The organism is Sphingomonas sp. P4_D12 (assembly GCF_056401895.1).
The window spans coordinates 17,099-37,875 of sequence record NZ_JBFUIL010000007.1; the positions used below are offsets into that span (position 1 = coordinate 17,099).

21 protein-coding genes are annotated in these 20,777 nt (G+C 64.4%); 7 read left to right on the plus strand and 14 right to left on the minus strand.

From position 1 onward, the window contains the following. Nucleotides 1-15: 15 nt before the first annotated feature. On the minus strand, nt 16-1,797 hold the full coding sequence (locus AC1DSD_RS15670) for an ABC transporter transmembrane domain-containing protein (protein ID WP_478031407.1): 1,782 nt from the start codon (nt 1,795-1,797) through the stop codon (nt 16-18). A 190-nt stretch (nt 1,798-1,987) separates the two neighbouring features. Between AC1DSD_RS15670 and AC1DSD_RS15675 the strand changes: the two genes are divergently transcribed. Beyond that, complete coding sequence (locus AC1DSD_RS15675; RefSeq protein ID WP_478031542.1) at nt 1,988-3,205, plus strand: polyhydroxyalkanoate depolymerase; 1,218 nt, start codon at nt 1,988-1,990, stop codon at nt 3,203-3,205. 192 nt (nt 3,206-3,397) lie between these two features. Here AC1DSD_RS15675 and AC1DSD_RS15680 read toward each other — a convergent pair whose 3' ends face one another. From AC1DSD_RS15680 to AC1DSD_RS15695, 4 genes are all read right to left on the minus strand, one after another. Next, the gene (locus AC1DSD_RS15680; RefSeq protein WP_478031408.1) at nt 3,398-3,889 is read right to left on the minus strand and encodes a pyridoxamine 5'-phosphate oxidase family protein; all 492 of its coding nucleotides are present in this window, start codon (nt 3,887-3,889) and stop codon (nt 3,398-3,400) included. Between the two features lie 42 nt (nt 3,890-3,931). Then, complete coding sequence (locus tag AC1DSD_RS15685) at nt 3,932-4,492, minus strand: DUF805 domain-containing protein (RefSeq protein ID WP_478031409.1); 561 nt, start codon at nt 4,490-4,492, stop codon at nt 3,932-3,934. Nucleotides 4,493-4,531: 39 nt separating this feature from the next. Continuing rightward, nucleotides 4,532-5,710: an acetyl-CoA C-acyltransferase gene (locus tag AC1DSD_RS15690; RefSeq protein ID WP_478031411.1), complete on the minus strand. Its 1,179-nt coding sequence runs from the start codon at nt 5,708-5,710 to the stop codon at nt 4,532-4,534. A 152-nt stretch (nt 5,711-5,862) separates the two neighbouring features. Beyond that, on the minus strand, nt 5,863-6,327 hold the full coding sequence (locus AC1DSD_RS15695) for a MaoC family dehydratase (RefSeq protein ID WP_478031412.1): 465 nt from the start codon (nt 6,325-6,327) through the stop codon (nt 5,863-5,865). 141 nt (nt 6,328-6,468) lie between these two features. On the opposite strand from AC1DSD_RS15695, the gene AC1DSD_RS15700 reads away from it, so the two are divergent. Continuing rightward, nucleotides 6,469-9,393, plus strand: a complete 2,925-nt coding sequence (locus tag AC1DSD_RS15700; protein WP_478031413.1) for an L-glutamate gamma-semialdehyde dehydrogenase — start codon at nt 6,469-6,471, stop codon at nt 9,391-9,393. Here the strand turns inward: AC1DSD_RS15700 and AC1DSD_RS15705 are convergent. Further along, the gene (locus AC1DSD_RS15705) at nt 9,368-9,934 is read right to left on the minus strand and encodes a TetR/AcrR family transcriptional regulator (RefSeq protein WP_478031414.1); all 567 of its coding nucleotides are present in this window, start codon (nt 9,932-9,934) and stop codon (nt 9,368-9,370) included. The two genes, AC1DSD_RS15700 and AC1DSD_RS15705, sit on opposite strands and share 26 nt — an antisense overlap. 99 nt (nt 9,935-10,033) lie before the next feature. On the opposite strand from AC1DSD_RS15705, the gene AC1DSD_RS15710 reads away from it, so the two are divergent. Then, nucleotides 10,034-10,519 (plus strand): hypothetical protein, encoded by a 486-nt coding sequence (locus AC1DSD_RS15710; RefSeq protein ID WP_478031416.1) that lies wholly within the window; start codon nt 10,034-10,036, stop codon nt 10,517-10,519. Here AC1DSD_RS15710 and AC1DSD_RS15715 read toward each other — a convergent pair. Together AC1DSD_RS15715 and AC1DSD_RS15720 are read right to left on the minus strand one after the other, a co-directional pair. Continuing rightward, a complete protein-coding gene (locus tag AC1DSD_RS15715; RefSeq protein WP_478031417.1) occupies nt 10,516-11,733 on the minus strand; it encodes a mechanosensitive ion channel family protein in 1,218 nt (405 codons plus the stop codon). The genes AC1DSD_RS15710 and AC1DSD_RS15715 overlap by 4 nt on opposite strands. Nucleotides 11,734-11,741: 8 nt before the next feature. After that, entirely contained in the window at nt 11,742-12,743 is a 1,002-nt protein-coding gene (locus AC1DSD_RS15720; protein ID WP_478031419.1) for a DNA topoisomerase IB, read from the minus strand. 105 nt (nt 12,744-12,848) lie between these two features. Here AC1DSD_RS15720 and AC1DSD_RS15725 point away from each other — a divergent pair, with 105 nt between their 5' ends. Further along, nucleotides 12,849-13,400 (plus strand): type 1 glutamine amidotransferase domain-containing protein, encoded by a 552-nt coding sequence (locus AC1DSD_RS15725; protein ID WP_478031421.1) that lies wholly within the window; start codon nt 12,849-12,851, stop codon nt 13,398-13,400. Between the two features lie 24 nt (nt 13,401-13,424). Here AC1DSD_RS15725 and AC1DSD_RS15730 read toward each other — a convergent pair whose 3' ends face one another. From AC1DSD_RS15730 to AC1DSD_RS15740, 3 genes are read right to left on the minus strand one after another with little or no spacing between them, the layout of a single operon-like run. Beyond that, entirely contained in the window at nt 13,425-14,540 is a 1,116-nt protein-coding gene (locus tag AC1DSD_RS15730) for an acyltransferase family protein (protein ID WP_478031422.1), read from the minus strand. Continuing rightward, the gene (locus AC1DSD_RS15735; RefSeq protein WP_478031544.1) at nt 14,537-15,910 is read right to left on the minus strand and encodes a putative O-glycosylation ligase, exosortase A system-associated; all 1,374 of its coding nucleotides are present in this window, start codon (nt 15,908-15,910) and stop codon (nt 14,537-14,539) included. Before AC1DSD_RS15735 ends, AC1DSD_RS15730 begins: the two co-directional genes overlap by 4 nt. Continuing rightward, nucleotides 15,910-16,035 carry a hypothetical protein gene (locus AC1DSD_RS15740; protein ID WP_281178807.1) on the minus strand — a complete coding sequence of 42 codons (126 nt, stop codon included), beginning with the start codon at nt 16,033-16,035 and terminating at the stop codon, nt 15,910-15,912. Before AC1DSD_RS15740 ends, AC1DSD_RS15735 begins: the two co-directional genes overlap by 1 nt. Before the next feature lie 125 nt (nt 16,036-16,160). On the opposite strand from AC1DSD_RS15740, the gene AC1DSD_RS15745 reads away from it, so the two are divergent. Both AC1DSD_RS15745 and AC1DSD_RS15750 read left to right on the plus strand, forming a co-directional pair. After that, entirely contained in the window at nt 16,161-17,405 is a 1,245-nt protein-coding gene (locus AC1DSD_RS15745; RefSeq protein WP_478031424.1) for a TIGR04063 family PEP-CTERM/XrtA system glycosyltransferase, read from the plus strand. After that, nucleotides 17,375-18,379, plus strand: coding sequence for a hypothetical protein (locus AC1DSD_RS15750; RefSeq protein WP_478031425.1), 1,005 nt, complete (start codon nt 17,375-17,377; stop codon nt 18,377-18,379). The genes AC1DSD_RS15745 and AC1DSD_RS15750 overlap by 31 nt, the downstream gene beginning before the upstream one ends. A gap of 126 nt (nt 18,380-18,505) precedes the next feature. On the opposite strand, the gene AC1DSD_RS15755 is transcribed toward AC1DSD_RS15750, so the two are convergent. Next, a complete protein-coding gene (locus AC1DSD_RS15755; RefSeq protein WP_478031426.1) occupies nt 18,506-18,799 on the minus strand; it encodes a hypothetical protein in 294 nt (97 codons plus the stop codon). Next, nucleotides 18,796-18,978 (minus strand): hypothetical protein, encoded by a 183-nt coding sequence (locus tag AC1DSD_RS15760; RefSeq protein ID WP_066820318.1) that lies wholly within the window; start codon nt 18,976-18,978, stop codon nt 18,796-18,798. Before AC1DSD_RS15760 ends, AC1DSD_RS15755 begins: the two co-directional genes overlap by 4 nt. A gap of 100 nt (nt 18,979-19,078) precedes the next feature. Here AC1DSD_RS15760 and AC1DSD_RS15765 point away from each other — a divergent pair, with 100 nt between their 5' ends. Next, nucleotides 19,079-19,705, plus strand: coding sequence for a S24 family peptidase (locus tag AC1DSD_RS15765; protein ID WP_478031427.1), 627 nt, complete (start codon nt 19,079-19,081; stop codon nt 19,703-19,705). 808 nt (nt 19,706-20,513) lie between these two features. On the opposite strand, the gene AC1DSD_RS15770 is transcribed toward AC1DSD_RS15765, so the two are convergent. Further along, a complete protein-coding gene (locus AC1DSD_RS15770) occupies nt 20,514-20,696 on the minus strand; it encodes a hypothetical protein (RefSeq protein ID WP_478031428.1) in 183 nt (60 codons plus the stop codon). Nucleotides 20,697-20,777 lie beyond the last annotated feature (81 nt).

Consider the following 20,777-nt stretch of genomic DNA (forward strand, 5'->3'; position numbering starts at 1 on the left):
GGAGAGGGATAATTCTCACGCCGCCTCGCTGAACTGCAGCGCGGCCAGCCTCGCATAAAGCCCGCCTTTCGCATTGAGCGTGGCGTGGGTACCTTGCTCGACGATGCGGCCATCATCCATCACGATGATCCGGCCGGCCGCGCGCACCGTGGCGAGGCGATGCGCGATCACCAGGGTGGTGCGCCCGTCCATCAACCGTTCGAGCGCCTGCTGCACCAATTGCTCGCTCTCGGCGTCGAGCGCGCTGGTCGCTTCGTCGAGCAGCAGGATCGGCGCGTCGCGCAGCAAGGCGCGGGCGATCGCAACGCGCTGGCGCTGGCCGCCCGACAGCCGCGCGCCGCCTTCGCCCAGGAATGTGTCGAGTCCGTCGGGCAGTTTGCGCAGAAAATCGGCGGCATTGGCCGCCTCGGCTGCCGCCCAGATCGCATCGTCGCTCGCGTCCCATTCGCCGTAACGCATATTGTCGCGCGCCGAAGCGCCGAAGATCACCGTCTCCTGCGGCACCATCGCGATGCGGCGACGAATGTCAGCGGGGTCGGCGAGGGGGAGGGGAACGCCATCGATCCGCACCTCGCCGCTGGCGGGATCGTAGAAGCGCTGGATGAGCTGGAACAGAGTCGTCTTGCCGGCGCCTGACGGTCCGACCACCGCGACTGTTTCGCCGGGCGTTACGTCGAGCGAGAAATCAGCCAGCGCCGAGACATCGGGCCGGGTCGGATAGCGGAACACGACATGATCGAAGGTGATCGCACCACGCGCAGGCTCGGGCAAAGTCGCGGGGTGCGCAGGCGGAGCGATTTCCGGCTGCTCGGCGAGTAACTCGGCCAGGCGTTCGGCGGCGCCCGCGGCGCGCAGCAAGTCGCTATAGACGTCGCTCAGCGCGGCAAAGGCGCCGGTGGTGAGGATGGACGCGAGGACGAACCCGCCGAGCGATCCCGGCGACAACCGCCCCGCCGCGACATCCGATGCGGTGCTCCACAGCATCAGCGTCACCGCGCCGAACACCAGGGTGATGAACATCGCGGTCAACAGAGCGCGCAGCAGGATACGCCGCTTGGCGGTCGCGAAGCTGCGCTCGACGGTGGCGGCGAAGCGCGATCCTTCGCGCCGCTCCTGGCCGAAGGCTTGCACCACCTTCATTGCCGACAAGACCTCGACGGCGATCGCCCCGATATCGGCGACACGATCCTGGCTGGTCCGCGAATAGCCGCGCAACCGCCGTCCGATCAGCACGATCGGACCGAGCACGACTGGGATGCCCAGGAGAATCATCCCGGCCAATTTGGGCGCCCAGACCAGCATCAGGATGATCCCGCCGAACCCGGTAATGGCATTGCGCAGGATGACCGACGCGGTCGTGCCGACCACCATTTCGATCTGCGCGGTGTCCGACGTGAGGCGTGACGCGATCTCCGATGGCCGGTTCTCCTCGAAATAACGCGGCGCCAGGCGAAGCAGGTTGCGTTGCACGGCGATGCGCACGTCGGCCACTGTCCGTTCACCGAGCCACGACACGAAATAGAATCGCACGGCGGTTGCCGCGCCCAACACGCCGGCCACCGCGAACAGTTGATAGAAGACGCGATTGACGTGCGTCATGTCGCGGCCGCGAACGAACCCGCCGTCGATCACCGATCGCAGCGCGATCGGGAAATAGAGGGTCGCGGCCGAGGACAAGCCCAGGGCAAGCAGCGCAAACAGCGCCTGGAGCTTGTAGCGGCTGGCATAATGCCAGACCATTTTGAGACTGCTCAGCCTGCGACCGGGGCTGGGAGCGTCGGGGGCGGGATCGGCCATGGCCGGCACCTAGGACGTACGGGCGTCAGCGGCAATGGGGCGTAATGCCGCAGTGCGGCGGTGTTCATACTGCGGTTCGCTGCCGACATACCGGAACCCGCAACGATCCATCGCTTATTGCGTTGTGTGCGGTGCAACACGAGCCTAAGGGTTCATACCGGGGAAACGGTGTCACATGTATCGGGGGCAAATGCTCTACAACGCTTACGAGATGCAACGGTCCATGCTGGCAGGCGCCAGTGCCTGGGCCAATTTCAGCGCCGAACTGCTGAGCAACCCCGCTAATCCCTTTGCCTATTTCGGCGGCGGGCCAGTGCTCGCTTCCGCGCTCGAAGTGTTCGCGCATGCTTCCGCGCCGCGCGGCAAGCCCGGGTTCGGGCTCGACCGCACGACGATCGACGGCAAGGACGTTGACGTCGTCGAGGAGATCGTCCTTCGCAAGCCGTTCGGCCAGCTCAAGCGCTTCGTCCGCAAGGGTGTGACCGGCAGCCCCAAGCTACTGATCGTGGCGCCGATGTCGGGCCATTACGCGACGCTGTTGCGTGGCACGGTCGAGCGGATGCTGCCGTTCGCCGAGGTCTACATCACCGACTGGCGCGACGCGCGGCAAGTGCCGCTGGCAGACGGTTCGTTCGATCTCGACGACTATGTCGATTACATCATCGAATTCCTCGAAACGATCGGCGAGGGTGCGCACATGCTCGCGGTCTGCCAGCCGTCGGTGCCGTGTTATGCGGCCGCTTGCGTGATGAGCGCGGATAAGAATCCCTGCCGGCCGAAAACGCTGACGATGATGGGCGGACCGATCGACACGCGCGAGGCGCCGACCGCGGTCAACACGCTGGCGACCGAGCGCCCGTTCGCCTGGTTCGAGCAAAATGTCATCGCGACCGTTCCGCTCAATTATCCGGGCGCCGGCCGCCGCGTCTATCCGGGCTTCCTGCAATTGGCCGGGTTCATGACGATGAATCTCGGCAACCACATGAAGTCGCATTGGGAGATGTTCAAACATCTCGTCCAGGGCGACGACGAAGGCGCCGACGCGACCAAGGATTTCTACGAGGAATATCGTTCGGTCTGCGACATGACCGCCGAATTCTACCTCCAGACGATCGAGGTGGTGTTCCAGCAGCATGCTTTGCCCAAGGGCGAGATGATGCATCGCGGCCGCAAGGTCGATCCGGGTGCGATCACCGACATCGCGATCCTGGCGATCGAGGGTAAGCGCGACGACATTTCAGGGCTCGGCCAGACCAAGGCGGCGCTGACCATCGCCACCAATCTGCCGGCGTCGGAGAAGAAGCATCTTGTCGCCGATGCGGGCCATTACGGCATCTTCAACGGCAGCAAATGGCGCAACCAGATCGCGCCGGTGCTGGAAGAGTGGATCACCACGCACGGCGGGTGAGGTGGACAGAGACTGCAAAAAGCTACCCCGTCATGCCGGCCTTGTGCCGGCATCCACCGTGGTCTCAGCCCGGATAGTGAGGCTTCAGCAGGAACCGCGAAAAGGTTGGGCCAAGCTGCTCCGTGGACCCCGGCACAAGGCCGGGGTGACGGAGGGGCGGAGGCTGTCGATAGTAGCGTCTGGCCAGGCGGGTCAGGCGTCCGTCGACTCCGCCGTCGTCCCCATCTTCGCATGGCTGCCTTCGTCTCTGGCCTTGATCTTTCCACCGAACAGCATCTTGACCTTGCCCGACAGCGACATGTCGGTTTCCCACATCTCGGCATCGTCGACATCGAAGCGCAGCAGCGCCAGGTTGGGGTCCTCCTTGCCGCCCGGAAACCAGGCCTCGACCTGGTTGTTCCACAATTTGTCGATCATGCCGAAATCGTTGTCGATCCGCACGTTACCGGCCAGGCAGGCGAAGAAGTCGTGCCCCTTGGACACGAACTGCGCCATCGCCATACCGCCCTTGGCCAAGCGATTGTCCTTGCCGATGAAGAAGTAGATCGTGTCGACCTGATCCTTGTCGAGTTGCGCGGTTAGCGGTTCGCTGTGCTGGCCGTCGCCGTCCAGGCCGATCATCACGAACGGACTGTCGGACAGTTTCTTCCAGAAATGCTGCTTGATCTCGGCGGCGTCGGCCATGGTGTCTCTCCTCTGTGTGGAAAAGAGAACGCCCGATCAGGTTCAGGTTTCCGCTGGCACCGCCTCACTGGTGCCATCGGACGCCGAGCCGAGGCGCGGATCGGGACCGAAGCGGTTGGCACCTGATGTTCCTGACCAAAGGAACAGACATAAGTTCACGATGAGGAGGCCGAGCGCGATCAGGTCAAGAGCGATCGTCCACGCATTCCACCCCACATGCCTGCTGATCGCCCACGGACCCTGGCGAAACGCCATGGTTGACCCAGATCCGGTCGGCGCGGTGAGCCATTCAAGCAGGAATATCGGTGCGATCGATAGCGGAACGAGTGCCCACCACCCGCTGCGGTCCTGATCGTGCAGCCGCCGGACGAGCAGCGCCAACCAAGGCCATTCCCAGGAGAGGTTCCACAAAATCGCCGTCGCGTAGAAGATTGGCGGGGTGGGATCGCCGACCGTCAGCGTCCCGGCATTGGCGACAAGTCCAAGCAGCCAGAACGACACGACCTCGGTGCGCGTCGACCGCCCGCGGAATTGAAATGCGTCGGCGAAGGGTCGGAATGCCAGCCGGAAGGAAAGACGATTAGGACCGTAATCGGCGCGCATGACGCGAGGATGCCGTTGCGGCATCCCCGCGGTCAAGCATCAGAGAACCTCGAACAACCCCGCCGCACCTTGGCCACCGCCGATACACATCGTCACGACGACGTACTTTGCGCCGCGGCGCTTGCCTTCGATCAGTGCGTGGCCGGTGCAGCGTGCGCCGGTCATGCCATAGGGGTGGCCGATCGAGATCGAGCCGCCGTTGACGTTGAGCAGCTCGTTGGGAATGCCGAGCTTGTCGCGGCAGTAGAGCACCTGCACCGCGAACGCCTCATTGAGTTCCCACAGGCCGATATCGTCCATCTTGAGCCCGGTACGCTCGAGCAATTTGGGGATCGCGAAGACCGGGCCGATGCCCATTTCGTCGGGCTCGGTGCCCGCGACCGCCATGCCGACATAGCGGCCGAGCGGGGTCAGGCCGCGCTTCTCGGCCAATTTCTCTTCCATCAACACGCTGGCCGACGATCCGTCCGACAGCTGCGAGGCATTGCCCGCGGTGATGGTGAAATCGGGGCCGAGCACCGGTTGCAGCCCGCGCAGGCCTTCGATCGTCGTCTCGGGACGATTGCCTTCGTCCTTGGTAACGGTGACCTCGTGATAGGTGACTTCCTTGGTTTCCTTGTTGGTCATCGCCATCGTCGCGGTGACCGGCACGATCTCGGCGTCGAAATAGCCGGCCTGCTGCGCGGCGGCGGTGCGCTGCTGCGACTGGAGCGAATAATCGTCCATCGCGTCGCGGCTGATATTGTAGCGCTTTGCCACGACCTCGGCGGTCTGCAGCATCGGCATGTAGACGTCCTTGTGCATCGCCAGCAGCTCGTCGTCGCGGCCGACGCGCATCTGCGGGGTCTGCACCATCGAGATCGACTCGACGCCGCCGCCGATCGCGATGTCCATATTATCGACGATGATCTCCTTGGCCGCGGTCGCGATCGCCATCAGGCCCGAGGCGCACTGGCGGTCGACCGACATGCCGGCAACGGTCACCGGCAGACCGGCCCGGAGCAGCGCGAGGCGCGCGATATTGCCGGCCTGGACACCTTGCTGGAGCGCGGCGCCGAACACCACATCCTGCACTTCGGCGGGGTCGATCTTGGCGCGCTCGACGGCTGCCCTGATCGAATGGCTGGCGAGCGTCGGCGACGGCAAATTGTTGAACCCGCCGCGATAGGCGCGGCCGATGGGCGTACGGGCGGTGGAGACGATGACGGCGGAACGCATGGGTGGCCTCTTAATCTCCCCTCCCTTTCAAGGGAGGGGCTGGGGGTGGGTGCCGGCGCGCCAGCGCCGGCGACTGCGCTTGGGGCTTGTTCGGGACGCTCGCTGCGCTCGCGACCCACCCCCGACCCCTCCCTGGAAGGGAGGGGAGAAAACTAGACGAAAATCTGGCTGATCCATTCGGCGATCAAGGCGGGCTTGTCCTCGCCCTCGATCTCGACGGTGAATTCGTTGGTCTGCTGCCATTGGCCGGGGCGCTTCTCGACTAGCTCGATCAGCTTGAACCGGCCGCGCACGCGCTTGCCCGACCGGACGGGGGTAATGAAGCGGACCTTGTTGCCGCCGTAATTGACGCCCATCTTCACGCCCTCGATCTGGGGCTGGTCGGGGACCTTGGACGACAGCAGCGGCATCAGCGACAGCGTCAGGAAGCCGTGCGCGATCGTGCCGCCGAACGGCGTCATCGCCGCCATCTGCGGATTGACGTGGATGAACTGGTGGTCGCCGGTCGCATCGGCGAACTTGTCGATCATCTCCTGGCTGACCTCGACCCAGTCGGAAACGCGCTCCGTGCCGATTTGCGTCGCCAGCTCGTTGATAGAAATTGTATCATTTCTCATCGCCAGAACATTCCCTTTGAGCGTGTTTTGGCGCTAAGGCCGTCCCGCATCCTCTAGGCTCGCCTCGGCCCGTGAGGCAAGTCCGACCCGACCGGAAACTGGAAAATGACCGCTGACGCTACGTCCTCCGCCCGCACTTCCATGGCAAAGCTGTATCGCGCGCCCGAACCCGAAGTTCTAAAACCGCTTTTGGACCGCGCCGCGCTGACTCCCGAATCGCGCGGACGGGTGCTGGGCCATGCCAGCGGACTGCTGGCGGATTTGCGCGCGGCGCAGACAAAGGGCTGGGTAAACCAGTTCCTGCAGGAATATCGGCTGAACTCGTCGGAAGGCGTGGCGCTGCTCTCGCTGGCCGAAGCATTCCTGCGCGTGCCCGATCCCGAGACCGCCGATCTGCTGATCGCGGACAAATTGGGCGATGCCGATTGGCGCGCGCATACGGGCGAGTCCAACTCGTCTTTGGTCAACATCGCGACCTGGGGGCTGGTGGTCGGCCGCGCTTTGGTCGGCGAAGGCGAAGGCGGTCCGCTGCGTCGGCTGATCAGCCGCGCGGGTGAGCCGTTCGTTCGCCAGGCGGTCGGCGCGGCGATGCGGATGATGGGCGAAATCTTCGTGATGGGCCGCACGATCGCCGAGGCGATGGATCGGATGAAGAAGCCCGAGAACCGGGGCTTCACCGCGAGCTTCGATATGCTGGGCGAGGCCGCCCGGACCATCGAGGACGCCGCGCGTTATTTCAACGCCTATACCGATGCGATCGACGCGGTCGGCCGCGATCCCGCCGCCGGTCATTCGATCTCGGTCAAGCTGTCGGCGCTCCACCCGCGTTACGAAGTCACGCAATATCATCGCTGCGTCCCCGAACTGACCGCGATGCTCGAAGCGCTCGCGGTGCAGGCGGCGGGGAAGGGGATCGCGCTGACCGTCGATGCCGAGGAAAGCGAGCGGCTCGAGATGAGCCTCGACATCATTGGCGCTGTCGCGGCGTTGCCCAGCCTGAAGGGTTGGGACGGATTCGGAATGGCGGTGCAATCCTATGGCAAGCGCGCCCGCCTGGTGGTCGACTGGGCCAACAACCTCGATCGCCTGATGAACGTGCGGCTGGTCAAGGGCGCCTATTGGGACAGCGAGATCAAGCGCACCCAGGTCGAAGGGCTGTCGGACTATCCATTGTTCACGCGCAAGGCGGCGACCGACGTTTCGTATCTCGCGGTGGCGCGCGATATGCTCGACGCCAAGAATATCCGCCCGGCCTTCGCCAGCCACAACGCGCTGACGGTGGCGACCTTGCTCGAATGGGCAGGCGACAATCGCGACTTCGAATTCCAACGGCTCCACGGCATGGGCGAGGGGCTGTACGAGCGGCTGGTCCGCGAGCAAGGCTATCATTGTCGCATCTATGCGCCGGTCGGCGGGCATCGCGATCTGCTCGCCTATCTCGTGCGTCGCTTGCTCGAGAACGGCGCCAATTCGAGCTTCGTCCACCAGCTTGCCGACGAGCGCCTGACAGAAGCGGAAATCTTGGCCGATCCGGTCGAGAAGATCGCGGCTGTGGGTGGCGCCCGGCATCCGAGCATCCCGCTGCCGATCGACCTGTTCGGCGACCGGAAGAATTCGAGCGGGATCGATCTCAGCGATCGGGGCGTGCTGGCGAAAACGGCTGCGAGCGTTGCCGCGATGCCGCCGGTGACGGCCGAGACAATCAATGTGGCCGCGGTAATCACCCGCGCCCATGCGGCCTTTCCCGGCTGGTCGGCGACTCCGGTCGACGAACGCGCGGCGATCCTCGACCGTCTCGCCGATCTGCTCGAAGCCAATCGCGACGAACTGATGGCGATCTGCGTCAAGGAAGCGTTCAAGACGATCCCCGACGCGATCGGCGAAGTGCGCGAAGCCGCCGACTTCTGTCGTTATTATGCCCAGCAGGCGCGGTCGGGCCTCAAGTCGATTGAGCTCCCCGGACCGACCGGCGAGCGTAACACGCTCCACCTCGACGGGCGCGGCGTGTGGGCGACGATCGCGCCGTGGAACTTCCCGTTGGCGATTTTCCTCGGCCAGACTGCCGCGGCCCTGGTCGCGGGCAATAGCGTGGTCGCCAAGCCTGCGCCGCAAACACCGAAAATCGCCGCCGCCGCGGTCAGGCTCGCGCATCAGGCGGGCGTGCCCGAGGACGTGCTGATCCTGGCGCCCGGCGGCCCCGAAGTCGGCGCGGCGCTGACCGCCGATCCGCGGATCATGGGCGTGGCGTTCACCGGTTCGACCGCGACCGCGAAGAAGATTGCGCGCAGCCTGCTCGAGGACGATGCCCGTCCGATCGTTCCGCTGATCGCCGAGACCGGCGGGATCAACGCGATGATCGTCGATTCGACCGCGCTGCCCGAACAAGTGGTGATGGACGTCGTAACCTCGTCATTCCGCTCGGCGGGGCAGCGCTGCTCGGCGCTGCGGCTGCTGGTAGTGCAGGAGGATGTGGCGGATAACATCATCAAGATGCTCGACGGCGCGATGGACTTGCTCGTGCTTGGCGATCCGGCCGATCCCAGGACCGATATCGGCCCGGTGATCGATCAGGCCGCCTATGACAAATTGATGGCGTATCGCGAGAGTATGAAGGCGCGCATCGTCAAGACGATCGACGCCCCGGCCGCGGGCCTGTTCGTGCCGCCGACGCTCATCCGGCTGGACGCGATTGAAGACCTGCAGGCTGAATGGTTCGGCCCGATCCTGCATGTCGCCACCTGGCAAGCGGGCAAGCTCGCCGAGACAATCCGCCGGGTCAACGCCAAGGGCTATGGTCTCACCATGGGCCTGCACAGCCGCATCGCGCGCGCCGGCGACGTGATGGAAGCCGAAGCGCGTGTCGGCAATCTCTACGTCAATCGCAGCATGATCGGTGCGATCGTCGGCTCACAGCCATTTGGCGGTGAGGGCCTTTCCGGCACCGGACCCAAGGCCGGCGGTCCGCACTATCTCTACCGCTTCGTCGCCGAGCGCGCGGTCTCCACCGACACGACTTCGGCAGGCGGCAACGCCACGCTACTCAGCCTCGACGAGGGTGGCATCTGAGGCAAATCTGCCGGCTGACCTCGCGCGTGCCCGGCGCGAGGTCGTCCAAGTCCCATTGGTCGCGCATCTCCCGCCAGACGAAGCCGCTCGACATCAACTGGATGGCGGCGATCGCCCAGGTGCGGTCGGGTTCGGCCAGCGCCTTCACGGCCTGGCCGAACATGCCGCGATAGGCGGTCTCGCGCTCGGCCTTCATCTGGTTGCGCATCGCTCGGCCGTCCGCGCTGGCCAGCGCCACCGTCATCGCCGCGGCATTGCGGTCGAACTTCGCGAACCGTTCCTCCAGTCCGCCCAGCAGGTCGTCCAGCGTGTCGGGGACGCGTCCGCCGGGACTCATCCGCGCCCAGGCCGCGTGGCGCAGGGCATCCTGATCGGGAAAATAACGATAGACAGTACGTCGCGACACGCCGGCACGCTCGGCGACGGCGTCATGGTTGAGGCGGTCGCCGTCGGCCATCAATCCAATCATCGCGTCTTCGATCAACGCGCGCGTATGGGTGTTGCTGGAAACGGACTCGCGGGGCTTGGCGGCATCGGGCATGCTTTCCTCATACGCATGACACAAAATGTGTCAAATTCCGGTTGACACATTTTGTGTCATGCGTAGTGAGCGGGCAACACACGAATCAGGGAGACTCCGATGTTGTTCCACCTATCGATCGATGCCGACGATCCGCGTAATGTCGCTAATGTGATTGCCGAACTATGGGGTGGCCAGGCCTTTCCATTCCCACCCGTCCTCACTGGCAGCTGGGTTGCGATGGCCGGTGATGATCGAGGCACCACGGTGGAGGTCTATCCGCGCGGGGCCGAATTGCACGAAGCGCCGGGGGATGCCGACGCGGTCGGTCGGATCGGTCCCAAGGACCGTTTCACCTCGACCCATTTCGCGATGGCGACCGCGCTGGATGTCGAAGCGGTCACGGCGATCGCGGCGCGCGAAGGATGGCCGATCAAGTACCGCAAACGAGGCGGGATATTCGGCGTGCTCGAAATGTGGATCGAAGGTCGATCGATGGTCGAGGTGCTGACGCCTGAAATGCAGCGCGAATATCTCGACGGTCTCACCATCCCGGCTTGGCAGGTGATGCTCGCTAAGGGCCCGCCTTCCGCGGGGCGAGACTAATCGCCGCCCCCTTGATCGGCGACCGAGCGGTCGCCCGACGAGGGCGGTCGCGCGATAGTATCCTCGCTACTCTTGGCCTTCCTGCGCTTCGGCCAGGTCACGCCGGACTCCGCTGCCGGGATGCCGGTCTGGGCGGGATAGACGAGTGCGATGCCCTCTTCCTGGAAACGCCTGATGATCGCGAGACCGATCGAATGGCGCGCGTCGTACATGTCCTGGAACACCGCGGTGGGGGAATCGAATTCGACATCGAATTCATAGCTTTGCGCGGTGAAGGTGGTGAAGCCGGCGCGGACGAACTTCTGGCCGTGATCCTCTACGATCTGCTTGAGCAAGTGTGGCAAGTCTTCGAGCACCGCGATCGGCGTGGTCTGGGCGATGCCCAGCGTGAAGACGACACGGCGATATTCGCGACGCGAATTGTTGATGATCTCGAAATCGAGCAACTTCTTGTTGCCGATGACGCGTTCCTCGCCGTTGGTGCCGCGGATACGGGTCGACCGCATGCCGATATATTCGACGGTACCGGCTGACTTGTCGTAAGTGATCGCGTCGCCGCGGCGGAACGGGCGGTCGAAGATGATGGCGATCGCCGCGAACAAATCGGCAAAAATGCTCTGCGCCGCGAGGCCGATGGCGATGCCGCCGACGCCCAGACCGGCGACCAGCCCGGTGACGTTGACGCCGAGATTGCCGAGCACCATGACCAGGGCGATCGCGAACAGCGCGAAGGTCACGAACAAGCGGATGAGACCCATCGCGTTGGTCAGCGTCTCGCCGTGATAGTCGCTGGCCGCGGTGCGATGCTCGATCGCGCCGAGGATGATCTCGCGCGCCCAGATCGCCCCCTGGAACACCGCGGCGAGGGTGAACAGGAAGCGGATGATCGCCACTATCGGGTAGGGTGCATCGCCGATGCCCGCCACCAGCTCGGCCGAGGTCATGACGATGAAGAAATTGCCCGTTTTGGCGATCGCACGGCCGAACACGGTGTACCAACCGGTGCCGCTCGTGTCGCGGCGGCACAGGCGATTGCCGAGCGATTTGATGAAATGCAGGCCGAAGAAGATCACGATTCCGACGGCGATCGCAATCATCACCTGAAGCCAATGCGATGAGAGCCAGGCGACGCTGGTGTCCCATATCGCCTGCGCTTGATGCTGCAGGTCGTGAGCGTTCAGTGTCCCAGCCTTGGGCATGGCGGTAATGTTCATCGATTCTCTCAGGCTGCCTTGCGGCGTGATGTCGTCTCGCCGGTCAGAAAGGCGATCAGACCGCGCTCGTAACGGTCGAGATAGCGGGTCGATCGCGGCAGATCGAGATGCTCGCGAAAACTGGTCTGATCGCCCTTGGCAAGGTCGATCAGGGCGGGGTGGACATAGGATTTGCGCGCGATCGCCGGGGTATTGCCGAGCGCTTCGGTGACCGGCTCGAGCATCGCCTTCAGCCCGATATCATGGTCCGCGCTCGCCAGCGTCTCGAACGCGATGGCGCTCGCTCCCCAGGTGCGGAAGTGCTTGGCAGTGAAATCGTCGCCGGTCGCCTCGCGGATATACTCGTTGACATCGGTCGAGCTGACGCCGTGCGGCTGTCCGTCGCCATTGATATATTGAAAGAGCTGCTGCCCGGGCAGGTCCTGGCACTTCTTGACGAAGCGCGCGAGGCTGCGGTCGGTGATCACGAGCGTTCGCATCTTGCCCGATTTGGCGCGGTAGCACAGCTTCAGCGTCTGGCCCCGAATCTCGGCGTGGCGATCGCGCAAGGTCGTCGCACCGAAGCTCTTGTTGGCCCTGGCATATCCTTCGTTGCCGACGCGCAGATAACCGATGTCGAGCAGCCTCACGATCGCCGCAACGGTGCGCTCCTTGCTGTGGCTGCGCGTCTTGAGATCGGCCTCGACCCGTGCCCGCAATCTCGGCAGCGCCAGGCCGAACGCGGCACAACGATCATATTTGGCGCTCTCCTGCGCGGCGCGGAAATCGGGGTGATAGCGATATTGCTTGCGGCCGCGCTCGTCCCATCCGACCGCCTGGATATGACCGTTGGGGTCGGGCGAGAACCAGGCGTCGCGATAGGCCGGCGGCAGACCGATCCGGTTCAACCGGTCGATCTCGCCGCGGTCGGTGATGCGGTTGCCTTGCGGATCCCAATAGCCCCAACCATGCCGTACCTTGCGCCGAGTGATCCCCGGCATGGTGTCATCGCAATAGACGATTCGGGGCATCAATCCTCCTTCCGCATGGCGTCGGAAATGCGCGGATCATCGCTTCGTTCCGGAACGCCCCGGCCACGCGGTCGGTTGGGAGTGCGGTTTTCAAGGAGATTTGCCATGGCCGATTTGAGCGACGTGCGCGTGCTGATGATCGCGACCGACGGGTTCGAGAATGACGAATTGTTCAAGCCGCGCCAGGCGTTGATCGACGCCGGCGCCAAGGTGACGCTGGCGTCGATCTCGACGGATCCGATCCAGGGCGAGAAAGGCGGCGAGAAGGCCGACACGATCGCCCCCGACATCACGCTTGGCGATGTCGATACCGAAGAATTCGACGCGCTGGTCATCCCGGGCGGGGTCGCCAACCCCGACAAGATGCGGATGCAGGGCCGCGCGGTGCAGATCGTCGAGGAGTTCATGGACGACGGCAAGATCGTCGCGGCGATCTGTCACGGGCCGTGGCTGCTGGTCGAGGCGGACGTGGTCGATGGCCGCAAGGTGACGAGCTGGCCGTCGATCCGCACCGACCTGGAAAATGCCGGGGCGGAGGCGGTCGATGAGGAAGTGGTGGTCGACGGCAAATTGATCACCAGCCGCAAGCCGGACGACATCCCGGCGTTCAACAAGGCGATTATCGAAGCGTTGACGGAAGAACTGGCGGAGGCTTGATCCCCCTCCCGCTTGCGGGAGGGGCTAGGGGAGGGCTTGTTCCTTCGCGGCCGGGCTCGACACGCCCTCCCCCAACCCCTCCCGTAAACGGGAGGGGAGTTTGACGGCATTCACCCATTTCTGCGCCGGCCGTTCGACGAGGTGATAGAGCGCCACCGAACTCGCCAGCACCATTGCGAGATAGAGCGCGATCAGCACCGGGGGCACCGCGTGCGCATCACTCACGAACACGAGCTTGAACACCACGAACAGCATGAAGTGCGACAGATAGGTCGCGTAGCTGATCTCGCCGAGATAATGAAGCGGCGCCCAGTCGAGTGGGTTGCCGCGCACGCCCGAGCTGAGGGCGAGGGCGAGCAGCAAGGCGGCGAAGGCAAATGGCACGGCGAGCTGTTCCGGCAGGCCACTGGCCCAGCCGATGAGCATCAGTCCGGCAAAAGCGAATGCCAGGACGGCAGGCAAAGCGGGAGCCTCCCGCCATCGCAGCCACAGCGCACAAAGTGCGCTGCCCGCGGCGAATTCGGTCAGGCAGCGAACCACACCATAATGCACGATATCATGGCCCAGCGTCGGCAGATGCGCCGTTGCCGCCGCCAGGATGATCAGGAACGCCGCCGCCGCCAGCACAACCAGCCAGCTCGGTAGCGTGCGCCAGTCGACCGCGCGCACCAGCAGTGGAAACAGCAGATAAGCGGCAAGCTCGCAGCTGATCGACCAGGCCGGATCGTTCCAGGTCAGCGCGTCGGTGAATCCCCAATTCTGCAGCAGGAAGACGTGCAGCGGCAGTTCGCGGAACGGGTATTCCACTGCATTGTGGCGTCCGGCAGCGGCCAGCGCCAGTGCGAGTACGACCGCGCCCCCCAGCACGACGAGGTGCAGCGGCCAGATCCGCGCGACGCGCTTGTGCAGGAAAGCCGGCACACCGCCCCAGCCATCGGCGCGGAGGCGTTCGCCCCAGCTCAGCCAGATCACGAAGCCCGACAGCAGGAAGAAGAAGTCGACCGCCAGATACCCCTTGGCGAAGACATGCACCCAGGCTGCGGGCAGGCCGTCGATCGTCAGCCGGATATGATAAAGCACGACCATCCACGCGGCCACGCCGCGCACGCTGGTCAGCGCGCGAAGCTCGGGCCGGGTCATGCCAGCGCGGGGTTGGGCGGTGCGTCGGCCGCCGGCTTGGCGCGCTTCATCGGGCGGAAGCTCTCTTCCGCACGCCGGCGCTTGAGATAGGTGTCGAGCCCGATCTGCGCGCCGATCAGCATGAAGATGAACGGCTGGAACGCGATCGCGACGAAACAGGCGCCGAGCATGTAGAGCAATTGCCCCGATTGCAGCGCGCCGGCGAGCGGCGCGACCCAGGCATAGTCTTCGCCCGCTTTCTTGTAGCGCTGGCGGATCACTTCCATCCGGATCAGCCCGCTCAGGCTGATGAACAACCACATGATCAGCCCCGGCCAGCCCTGTTCGCCGAGCATCTCGAAATAGGCCGAGTGATAGGCGCGGGCGCGGTCGACGGTCAGCTTGGTGTCGAGCTTGGCGTTGCCGGCGTCGCCTTCCGCCTTCACGATGTCGTAGCGGATCTGGTTCTGGCGGTACATTTCAAACCCGCCGCCCATCGGATGCTGCTTGACGTATTCCCAGGTCCATTTCCACACGGCGACGCGGGTCGCGGCGGACTCGTCCTGCTGATACGACTTGATCGTGCTCATGCGGTCGGTGAACGACTTGGGCAGGAACGGCACGGCGACCAGTCCGAGCGTGGCGACGACGCCGAGATAGAGGAACTTGCGCTTCGAATCGCGCAGCATCAGTACGCCGAGCAGGCCGATGCACAGCAGTCCGGTACGCGTCGAGGTGCCGATCGGCATCAGCAGGCAGGCGAATACCAACGCGTAGCAGAACAGCTTCCGCTTCCAGTCGTTGGGGAAGATCGTGCCGTATTTCTCGAGCCACAGGATGGCGGGGATGATCGCGATCGCCACGGTCGAGATGGTCGAGCCTTCGTACAGCCCTGAGTTGTTATCCACCATCAGGTTGAGCGCGCCATAGCCGCCGCCGCCCGCCAGCGTCTTGATCCCGCCGACGATGATGATCGATGCCGCCGACAGGATCATGAACGTCAGCAGCGCCTCGAGCCTGAGGCGGGTGCGCAGGGTCAGCGGCAGGAAAGCGGCGAACGCGAGGCACTTCCAGACCCAATCCCATTTATCCAGCGCCTCGACCGGGAAATCGGCGCGCATCGTGGTCATCGCGCACCAGGCGAGGAGCAGCACAATGACGAACTGGCGCGGCGCGACCCGGCTGTCCTTCTTGTCGTCGATCAGCGCCCAGGAGCCGACCGCCAGCGCCACCGCGATGAGCGAGATCGGCACCGAATTGAGCAGCAGATAGGTCAGCCGCTGCGGCGAGACGATGTCGATATAGACATAGCTCAGGATGAACAGGAACGGCCGGCGAAAGGCCAGCGCGAAGAACATCCCGAGGAATCCGACAAAGGCGAGATCGTGGATCATCGCCGCTTGATTTTGCTCGGCGGCTCGGGCCGCTCGTCGTCGAGGTCGCGGCGGCGCAGCAGGAGGAAGATGGCGAGCATCATCAGGCCATGCGTGATCGCGATCGCGAAATTGTCGATCATGCTACCGTCTTCCAACCGATCCGAAGCGCGCGCCCTTCGACAAGCTCGGGGCGAACGGGTGTGCGTTGGTCCTACCGCCACCGGGTTGACGTGCCGTTAAACAGTCGCGTGGCATGGAAAATGAGATGAATATCCTTCACGTCCTTGACCACGGCCTGCCGTTGCAGAGCGGCTACACCTTTCGCACCCGCGCGATCCTGAAGGCGCAGATCGCGCGCGGCTGGCACGTCGCCGCGGTGACGGGATCGCGCCACGGCGAGACCAAGGTCACGGCGGAGATGGTCGACGGACTCGATTTCTACCGTACCGAAGTCCCCGCGCCGGCGCGCAGTCCGATCCGCGAATGGCGCGAAATCGCCGCGCTCGCCGATCGCGTGACCGAGGTCGCGCGGACGTTCTGCCCCGATGTGATCCACGCCCATTCGCCGGTGCTCGATGCCGTCGCTGCCTTGCGCGCGGGTAAAAGGCTGGGCGTGCCAGTGATGTATGAGATCCGCGCCTTCTGGGAGGATGCGGCGGTCGGCAATGGCACGGGCAGCGAGGGGTCGCTGCGCTATCGGGCGACGCGCTGGCTCGAGACGCGGGCAGTGCGCCAGGCCGATGCCGTCGCGGTGATCTGCGACGGGCTGAAGGACGATTTGATCGATCGCGGGATTGACCCGGCCAAGATCATGGTCTCCCCCAACGGCGTCGATTTGACCCTGTTCGGCGAACCGCTGCCGCGCGACGCGGCGCTGGCGGTAGAACTCGGCCTGGCAGCGGACGACGATGTGGTCGGCTTCATCGGCAGCTTCTATGATTATGAAGGGCTCGACGATCTGATCGCGGCGATGCCCGCGCTGGTGGCGAAGCGCCCGGCGGCGAAGCTGCTGCTGGTCGGCGGCGGGCCGATGGAGCAGGCGTTGCGCGCCCAGGCCGCCGCTTCGCCGGTTGCCGGCGCGATCCGTTTCGTCGGGCGCGTTTCCCATCACGAGGTCGAACGCTATTATAGCCTGGTGGATGTGCTTGCTTATCCGCGCAAGAGGATGCGCCTGACCGACCTGGTCACGCCGTTGAAGCCATTGGAAGCGATGGCGCAGCGGCGCCTGGTCGCGGCGTCGGACGTCGGCGGGCATCGCGAACTGATTCGCGACGGCGATACCGGCACTTTGTTCGCGCCCGACAGTCCGGCGGCGATTGCCGATGCGCTGGCCGGAATGTTCGCCGATCGCAGCGGATGGGAAGCGCGGCGGACCCGGGCACGGGCGTTCGTCGAACGCGATCGTAACTGGTCGTCAAACATTTCGCGTTACGCCCCCGTTTACCAAAGAATTATCGAAGCTCGGAAAACGGACCTCAAATGGACGCCACCCGCGGTCGCCAGCGCCTGAATTTCCCCTCGCCATTCGCCGCGATTCTGGGCGAGGGCGGGGCGATGCGGTTCGCTGTGCCGCTGGCGCCGGCTATTGCCATATTGCTCGCGGCGCTCGGTGGACTGATGTTCCTGCTGATGCCAACCGCGGTGCTCGAGGATCTGGTGGTCGATAGCGGCATCGCCTCGCTGGTCACCGCTGCCCAGCCGCCGCTCGGAATGACCGCGCATTTCGCCATCGCTTTCCTGGTCGCGCTCGTCGTCGGTAGTGTCAGCTGGTTCGGGCTGTTCCTGTTGATCGGCACGCGGGCGGTCGCCATCGGCCGCAATGCGCGCGAAGACGGCGTTCCCATCTTGCGCCGGGCCGACGCGCATCCCGACGCGCCGCCCCGCCGCCCGGTCTTCGCCAATCGCGACCTCGGCACGCCGTTCCTCGAAGTTACTGCCGAATCGTCGCTGCCGATGTCGGTCGCCGATGCCGTGGCGTACGCGCCGCCGGTAGTCGAGGAACGTGACATCCCGGCAGATCTCGACACCCCGCTCGCCACCTATCGCAGTCCTCTGGATCCGCCGCTGCCCGCGCCCGATCCGCTGCCGCTCGGCCGGATCGACGAACCCGTCGCGGCGCCCTCGCCAATTCGCGCGGAAGCGCCCGCTCCGGAGCCGATCATCGCGGTCGATCCGCGCCCGGCTCGAATTGATCCAATAACACCCGCCATTGCTCCGCCCGCCGAAGATTCCGCGCCGCGTTTCGCGTCGCATGAGCGGATCGAGACGTTCGAGTTGACGCCGATGGTGCGCTCGTCGGAAACGTCCTCGCCATTGCCGTCGGCAACGATCCACGATCTGCTCGACCGGCTGGAACGCGGTGTCGCGAAGCGCAAGGAAGCGCCGGCGCCGGAACCCGAAGCCCCGGAAGTGGAAGTTCCCGCCGCGGGATCGCTTGAGGAAACGCTCGGCGTGCTGCGCCAACTCGCTTCGCGGGTCGGCTGAGAGCCATTCACGTAGATCGGTGAAATCCTTGTGCTCCTGCGAAAGCAGGAGGCCAGGGCCATAGGCGTCGTATCTCGTAACTCTGGGCTCCTGCTTTCGCAGGAGCACTGAAAGCGAGGGGTTGCCCTAGCCTTCCTCGACCAGCAGGAATTCGACCACGGCCGCCCCGTTGCTGCGCTCGACCAGATCGGCGCTCGCGACAAAATAGCCACGGACACCGAACTCCGCCTCGGGCAGATTCGCCAGCCAGGTCTCGAACGCCTCATCTTCGCCGGCATTGATCTCGACGGTCAGCCGTACGCCGCTGAATAGCGACGACGACCAATCCCGGCTGCGCACCAAAGATGCCGCCGCGTCGGGCATGCTTGCGGCGGCCGATTCGGTCACCGTCTTGATCAGATCGCGCTCGAGTCGGCTCATTGCGCGGCATCCTGCGCGGCGATGAAATCGACGATGCGCTGGGCGACCCGGCGCCTGGGTTCACGACCGTTGCGCAGATCACCGACCAGTCGGGGATCGTTGCAGGCCAGCCGGCCGAACCGGGTCGGCGGCATGTTCGACCGCCGCAAAAATTTCTCCACCTCGCGTCCGATATGCATTTGTCTGGCCTCTGTTTTCTGCTGCCGAGTCGTTAGAAGTTCATGATCTGTTCCAAATTCCAACTTGTCTAGGAAATTTCCTACGACTATGGTGGCAAACATGGTTGACGTGCGATCGACGCTGGCGGGATTGGCTGACGAGGCGGGGACCAGCCTTGCCTGGTTGTCGCGCGCGCTCGGGCGCAACGATGCTTATCTGCAGCAGTTCGTGAAGCGCGGAACGCCCCGGCGGCTCGATGAGGAGGATCGCCGCTGGCTCGCCGCTTATTTCAATGTGGACGAACGCGCATTGGGCGGGACCGCTGGCGGTGACGCGACGATGGTGGCGGTGCGGCGGATCGACGCGGAAGCGCATGCCGGCGCCGGCGGGCTGGTCGAGGATGACCGCAATGGCGGGGAGGAACGGATCGATCCACGCGTGGTGGCGCGGCTTGGCGTGTCGCCCGCGACGCTGACGATGATCACCGCGCATGGCGATTCGATGGAGCCGCTGATCCATGACGGCGACGCGTTGTTCGTCGACATGGCCGATCGCCGTTTGTCGTCGCGCCCCGGCATCTTCGTCATCCGGCTCGACGGTGCGCTGCTGGTGAAGCGGGTCTCCCGGATCGGCTTGGAGGTTCAGGTGACCAGCGACAATCCCGACACACCTGCCATTGCGCCGGTCCGCGCCGATCGCGTGGCGGTCATTGGCCGCGTCGTGCGGCTGGCGCGCGCTCTTCGATAGGGAGTGTTAGCTCAAACTGCTTTGCAAAGCGGACCCCGAATTGATGGCCAGCGGATTGTCCACCTTTGTGGTTCGACGTCATGGATTGCTACCTGACGACTAGCGTGCGGCGCGATCTTCGCGGAAGCTTTTACTTCAGCGTCATCATTTAGCAAAAACAGTTCCATATCGGCTAGTTAATCATCTCGACGAGCCCCGCAATCATGGGCATCAGCCGACATCTAACGATCGGAGACTCGCATTGTTGATAGCCCATTCAGTTTTGCTCGCGATCCTTGCCATTGGCCTGCCGGTATCCGGGGATCAGGTTGTATATAAATATGATGCGCTGGGAAGGCTCTCGCACGCGTGTACAGCTTCGGCGAGCCAGGGCGAACGTACCGACTATCAATTCGATGCCGCCAGCAATCGGACAAACTATCTTCACATCCAGACGGCATTGACGATCCAAGCCGGGTCTAGCGTAGCTTCACCCGACGGTAGATTTCATCTTACCATGCAGACGGACGGCAACCTCGTGCACTACGGCCCTACTGGCGCCTTATGGGGATCGAACACGGTCGGGAGCGGAGCGTCGGTCGCTTCGTTCCAGCCCGATGGTAATCTCGTCCTGTACCGCTCTGACGGCGTGCCGGTATGGTCTACTGGAACCAGCGCATATTTGTGCGCAAACATGTCGATTCAAAACGATGGCAATGTCGTGATCGTAAACATGGAAGGAGTTCCAGTCTGGGCGACTAATACAGGCGGGCACTAAGGCGCGGCGCCATAATGCCTTCACCGCAAAAATAGACTCCTCAGCGGTTTGCTAGCGCCGCCGGTCGATCAGGAAGATGATCGTCGCGGCGATCGCGCCGCCGGCGCCGCCGAGCAGCACGCCCAACGTCGTCTGGCCATAGAGCACGCCGGCGACGGCGCCGCCGATCAGCCCGAGCGCGAGCAGGCATCCGCCGGCGGCGGGGGCGGTCGATTGCGGCGGATTCGGTCTCATGCCCGCTGCCTGCCATGTTCCAGGATCGGACGCTAGTGTCCCGGCATGGCACGCGTGGGGCAGTGACTAACGCCATGGTGC